The sequence below is a fragment of the Longimicrobium sp. genome (assembly GCF_035474595.1).
Classification (GTDB): Bacteria; Gemmatimonadota; Gemmatimonadetes; order Longimicrobiales; family Longimicrobiaceae; genus Longimicrobium.
This window is the reverse complement of sequence record NZ_DATIND010000162.1, coordinates 1-5,228: the sequence shown is the minus strand read 5'-3', so window position 1 is coordinate 5,228 and position 5,228 is coordinate 1. Positions and strand designations below refer to the sequence as shown.

The window sequence follows — 5,228 nt, the reverse complement described above, 5'->3', positions numbered from 1 at the left end:
GGGAGGCGTCCTCCAGAGCGGAACCGGCTGCCGAGCCGAACAGCCTCGCGCAGTTTGCGAGGCTTCCCGTAGTTGTTGCTGCGACTTTAGTCGCCGGTGAGGGGCAAGGCCGCGAACTTTCTATTCAGGCCGGCCACACCGCCGTTTCCCCAGCGCGAGCGGTTGCAGGCCGAAGGATCTATATAGGCGAGGACGCACGTGCGCTTCCGGATTGGACGATGATCTCCGACTTCGATAGTGACGCGCGGGGTTGAACCAGCGAATGGAGAGGGGACGATGGGTGCGTGGGGAGTGGGTTCGTTCGACAACGACGCCGCGCTGGACTGGCTCGACACCCTCGACCGCCTGGGCGCCGAAGCGCTCCTGATCGCCTTCCAGACCATCGCGGAAGAGGACGAGCGCATCGAGACCGAGCAGGCGCGCATCGCGCTGGCCGCGGCGGAGGCGGTCGCCGCCGCGCGCGGCCACGCCGCGCCCGACCTCCCCGGCGAGCTGGCGGAGTGGACCGACGCGCACGGCCGCACCGTCGACGACGCCCTGGCCGCGCAGGCGAAGGACGCCGTCACCCGCATCCGCGACCGCAGCGAGCTGGCGGACCTGTGGGAGGAGCAGGACAGCGGCCCCGAGTGGGACGCCAGCATCGCCGGCCTGCTGGAGCGGCTGGGCGCAGGCGGAGATTGATTTCGGATCAGCTCGACGATCTTCCATCTCTCAAACCGCTGGATCTTTCGTTTTCGGTCCGCCGCGACGGCGCCCTACTTCGCCTCCAGCCAGCTCGTCCCGATGCCGCTTTCCACGCGCAGCGGCACGTCGAGCACGGCGGCGTTCTCCATGCGGTCGCGGACGAGGTTCTGCACCTCCTCCTCGTCGCCCTGCGGCGCCTCGAAGAGGAGCTCGTCGTGCACCTGCAGGAGCATCCTGGCCCAGCCGGGGCGCGCGTCCAGGTCCCGCTGGATGCGGATCATGGCGATCTTGATGAGGTCCGCGGCGGTGCCCTGGATGGGCGCGTTGGTGGCCGCGCGCTCGCCGAACGAGCGGATGTTGAAGTTGCGCGCGTTGATCTCGGGGATGTAGCGGCGGCGCCCGGTCAGCGTCTCCACGAACCCGTTGGCGCGCGCCGTCTCCATCATCTGGTCCAGGTAGCGCCGCACGCCGGGGAAGCGCTGGAAGTAGGCCTCGATGAACTCCTTCGCCTCCGCCGTCGTCATCCCCAGCTGCTTGCCCAGCGCGAACGGGCCGATGCCGTAGATCACCGCGAAGTTCACCGTCTTCGCCCGGTCGCGCATCTCCTTGCTCACCGCGTCGGGCGCCACGCCGAAGATGATGGCCGCCGTCTGCCGGTGGATGTCGGCGCCGGCGCGGAAGGCCTCCACGAACGCCTCGTCGCCCGAGTAGTGGGCCAGGATGCGCAGCTCGATCTGCGAGTAGTCGGCGACCACGAAGCGCGTCCCCTCGGCGGGGATGAAGCCGCGGCGGATCTCCGCTCCCATCTCGGTGCGGATGGGGATGTTCTGCAGGTTGGGGTCGGAGGACGCCAGCCGGCCCGTCGCGGCGACGGTCTGGTTGAACGAGGTGTGGATGCGCCCCGTCTCCGGATTGACCGACTTCGGCAGCGTGTCGACGTAGGTGCCGCGCAGCTTCTCCACCTGGCGGTACTGCATCAGCAGCGTGGGGAGCTCGTGCCCCTGCGACGCCAGCTCCTGCAGCACGTCCACGTCGGTCGAGGCGCCGGTCTTGGTCTTCTTGATCACCGGCAGCCCCAGCTTGCCGAACAGGATCTCGCGCAGCTGCGGCGTGGAGCCGATGTTGAACTCCTGCCCCGCGGACGCGTAGATCTGCGCCTCCAGGTCGCGCAGCTGGGCGCGCATCTGCTCGCCCATCCGCCCGAAGAACTCCTCGTCGATCCGGATCCCGTTCCACTCCATCTCGGCCAGCACGCGCACCAGCGGCATCTCGATGTCGCGGAAGAGCGGGTCGAGGTGCAGCCGCTCCAGCTCCGGCGCGAACCGCTCGTGCAGCCGCAGGGCGATGTCGGCGTCCTCGCACGCGTACTCGCTGGCGCGCGACAGCTCCACCTCGGCGAAGGCGATCTGCGCCTTTCCCTTCCCCGCGACGTCCTCGTAGTGGATGGTCTTGTGGTCCAGGTGCTGGAGCGCCAGCGAGTCCAGCCCGTGCTCGCGGCGCCCCGGCTCCAGCAGGTAGCTGGCGACCATGGTGTCGAAGTCGATCCCCCGCAGCGCGATCCCCTCGCGGCGGAACACGAGGAAGTCGTACTTCAGGTTCTGCCCGATCTTCCGCACCCCCGCGTCTTCGAGCATGGCGATCAGCTCGCGCATCTCGGGATGGTCCAGCGCGGGAAGGTTCTTCACGCCCTCGCCCTTCCGCGACTCGGGAGACGGGTCGCCCGCGCCGCCCAGCAGGTCGCCCTGCGCGGGCGCGGGAAGGCGGTGGCGGAAGGGGAGGTAGTAGGCCTCGCCCGGCTTCAGGGAGAGGGAGATGCCGCACAGCTCGGCGAGCATGGGGTCCGTGCTGCTGGTCTCCGTGTCGACGGCCACGTAGCCCTGCTCGCGGACGCGGCGCACCAGCTCGTGCACGGCGGACGCGGAGTCGACCAGGTGGTACTCGGTCGGCATCCGCTCGCTCTTCCCGCGCTCCTCCTCGTCCGGCGCGGCGTAGTCGCGCGCCAGCGTGTTGAATTCCAGGTCCAGGAAGATCTCGCGCAGCGCCTTGCGATCCGGGTTCTGCAGCTTGAGGCGTTCGAGGTCCAGCTCCACCGGCAGGTCGTGGTGGATGGTGACCAGCCGCTTGGACAGCAGCGCCTCGGCGCCGAAGGCCTCCAGCGCCTCGCGCGGGCGCTTGGCCTTGATCTCGCCCGCGTGCGCCAGGATCTCCTCGATCGGCCCGTACTCCTCGATCAGCTGCACCGCGGTCTTGGGCCCGATGCCGGGAACGCCGGGCACGTTGTCGCTGGCGTCGCCGATGAGGCCCAGGTAGTCGACCACGCGCTCGGGGGGCACGCCCAGGCGCTCGTTGGCGTTACGGGTGTCCACCCACTCCTCCTCCACCGCCGCGGGGCCGCCGCGCCCCGGGTTCAGCAGGCAAACGTGCGGGCGGATGAGCTGGTAGAAGTCCTTGTCGCCGCTCACGATCACCGTCTCCAAGCCGGCGTCCACGGCCTGATGGGCGAGGGTGCCGATGACGTCGTCGGCCTCGTACCCCTCCAGCTCCAGCACGGGGATGCGGAAGGCCTCGACCATGTCGCGCACGCGCGGGAGCGAGGCCTTCAGCTCGTCGGGCATCTTCTCGCGCGTGGCCTTGTACTCGGGGTAGATGACGTGCCGGTCGCTCATCCCCGCGTCGAAGACCATCCCCAGGTAGTCGGGGTCGTGCTTCTCGATGACCTTGATGAGGAAGCGCGCCACGCCGAACGCGGCGCTGGTGTTCTCGCCGCGGCTGGACATCAGGGGGCGCGACACCAGCGCGAAGAAGGCGCGGTAGATGAGCGCGTAGCCGTCGATCAGGTACAGGCGCGGGCGGGTCTTCTCGGGCTTTTCCACGTGCGTTCGCGGGCGAGGTCGAAGGTCTGCCGAACCGCGCGGAATCTATCCCCCGCGCCGGACGCGGGCAAAGCGGCGCGGTGCCGGCGCGGGGGATGGGTGATGAACGGAGGAGCATCCCTCGCCATTCCCGGGACTCGGCCGATATCGAGCCGGGCGAGGTGTCGGGAAGTTGTACGCGAGTACAGAAACGCGACGGATGTTTGGGGGCGGCTGATACCGGAATTCGTTGCAGGATCTATACATCACGTCGGCAAAGGAGGTGGCCCGGGAGATGCCTGTGGAGAAGGGCGTCCGTGCGAAGACACCTCCCAGCCTCTCGCGTGCACCATGATCTACCCCGTTCCGTCTACCCGCTCGCGCAACACCCGCCCGCGCCGCCACACCGCCGCCGTACAGGAGGAGCCCGTGACCACCACCCTGGCAGGCCGCGAGGCGGTGAGCGCGGCCAAGCTGATCTCCTTCATCAACCACGAAGTGCAGACGCGCCCCGAGTGCACCAACGTGAAGGTGCGCAGCGGCGCGTGGGACCTGGACCCGCGGGCCGACGAGTGCAACTGGTCGCCCACCAGCCTGGTGGTGCACGTGAACGGCACCGTCACCCCGGCCGCGTTCGAGGAGCTGCGCAAGGTGATCGCCCGCGCCCGCGAGCGCTTCGACGTGGTCGCGCCCGAGGCGTACCTGCTGTAGGGCGGGCTCGCGATCGCCAGCAACGGCGGGCGAAGTCGAGATCACCAGCAACGGTGATCGGGTGATCGCGTCGCGGGGGATATCGCGGTGATAGCGCGGGATACCGCGAGTGATTTAGATCCGCGAAAATGCGAGTGAACTCGCGGCTACGACGGCACGCAGTTCGCCTTCGCGGACTTCAGATCTGCGCGGGACAGGGTTAGAAGCGGGCGGCCGGCATCCAGCGATGCCAGCCGCCCGCGCTTGCGATCGGAATCCTTGTCCGCCATCTCGCGCCGCCTTACCGATGTAGCCGCACGACGGGCGTCGAAGCTCCCTGTCCCTCATCAGCCCACCCCACCCGTGAGGCATCCATGCGGCCATCCGCGCTCGTCCTCTCCACCTTCCTGCTCTCCGCCTGCAGCGTCGCGGTGAACACCGGGCCGGGCGCGCCGGGGATGATCGGGCGCGCGTTCGCCGGGTCGTGGAAGGGCACCGGCTCGCAGTCCGACCACCCCGGCGAGTGGTCGATCGCGCTGACGCTGGCGGACGGCGCGCGCGACGCCGTGGTGGGCACCATCACCTATCCGTCGCTGGATTGCGGCGGCGACCTGCTGCTCCGCCGCGCGGACGGCGGACGCATGGAGCTGCGGGAGCGCATCACCTTCGGCGAGTGCGTGGACCACGGCATCGTCACGCTGACGCCCGCGAGCGGCGGCGGGCTGGACTACGCGTGGCGGGTGGAGACCGGCGAACTGGCCGCGCGCGGCACCCTCTCGCGCGCCACGCCGCCGCCGGAGCCGTGATCAGAGGCGGGCGCCGGGGAGGGTAATAGGCGCGAAAATGCGAGTGAACTCGCGACGTAATCGTTCAGTCGGTGCAACAAAGTTGTGGACTTTGTCCACGAGAGCCACTACATCTTGTGGCTCATGAGCCTCATCGAGCAGTTGGAAGCGAGTGGCGAGGTCCTTTCGCCTGCGGTCCGTGCAGCGATCGAGCTGC

5 protein-coding genes are annotated in these 5,228 nt (G+C 69.1%); 3 read left to right on the top strand and 2 right to left on the bottom strand.

Annotated features, from left to right (window positions below; translation table 11 throughout):
* The first annotated feature begins 276 nt into the window (after nucleotides 1–276).
* Nucleotides 277–681: a DUF4259 domain-containing protein gene (locus tag VLK66_RS28555; protein WP_325312923.1), complete on the top strand. Its 405-nt coding sequence runs from the start codon at nucleotides 277–279 to the stop codon at nucleotides 679–681.
* Nucleotides 682–755: 74 nt separating this feature from the next.
* Here the strand turns inward: VLK66_RS28555 and polA are convergent, their stop codons facing one another.
* On the bottom strand, nucleotides 756–3,557 hold the full coding sequence (polA, locus tag VLK66_RS28550; protein ID WP_325312922.1) for a DNA polymerase I: 2,802 nt from the start codon (nucleotides 3,555–3,557) through the stop codon (nucleotides 756–758).
* Nucleotides 3,558–3,887: 330 nt separating this feature from the next.
* Between polA and VLK66_RS28545 the strand changes: the two genes are divergently transcribed.
* Entirely contained in the window at nucleotides 3,888–4,247 is a 360-nt protein-coding gene (locus VLK66_RS28545) for a hypothetical protein (protein WP_325312921.1), read from the top strand.
* Nucleotides 4,248–4,600: 353 nt separating this feature from the next.
* The gene (locus VLK66_RS28540; protein ID WP_325312920.1) at nucleotides 4,601–5,032 is read left to right on the top strand and encodes a hypothetical protein; all 432 of its coding nucleotides are present in this window, start codon (nucleotides 4,601–4,603) and stop codon (nucleotides 5,030–5,032) included.
* Here VLK66_RS28540 and VLK66_RS28535 read toward each other — a convergent pair.
* Nucleotides 5,033–5,228, bottom strand: a 196-nt coding sequence (locus tag VLK66_RS28535) for a hypothetical protein (RefSeq protein WP_325312919.1), incomplete at its 5' end; no start/stop codon positions are given.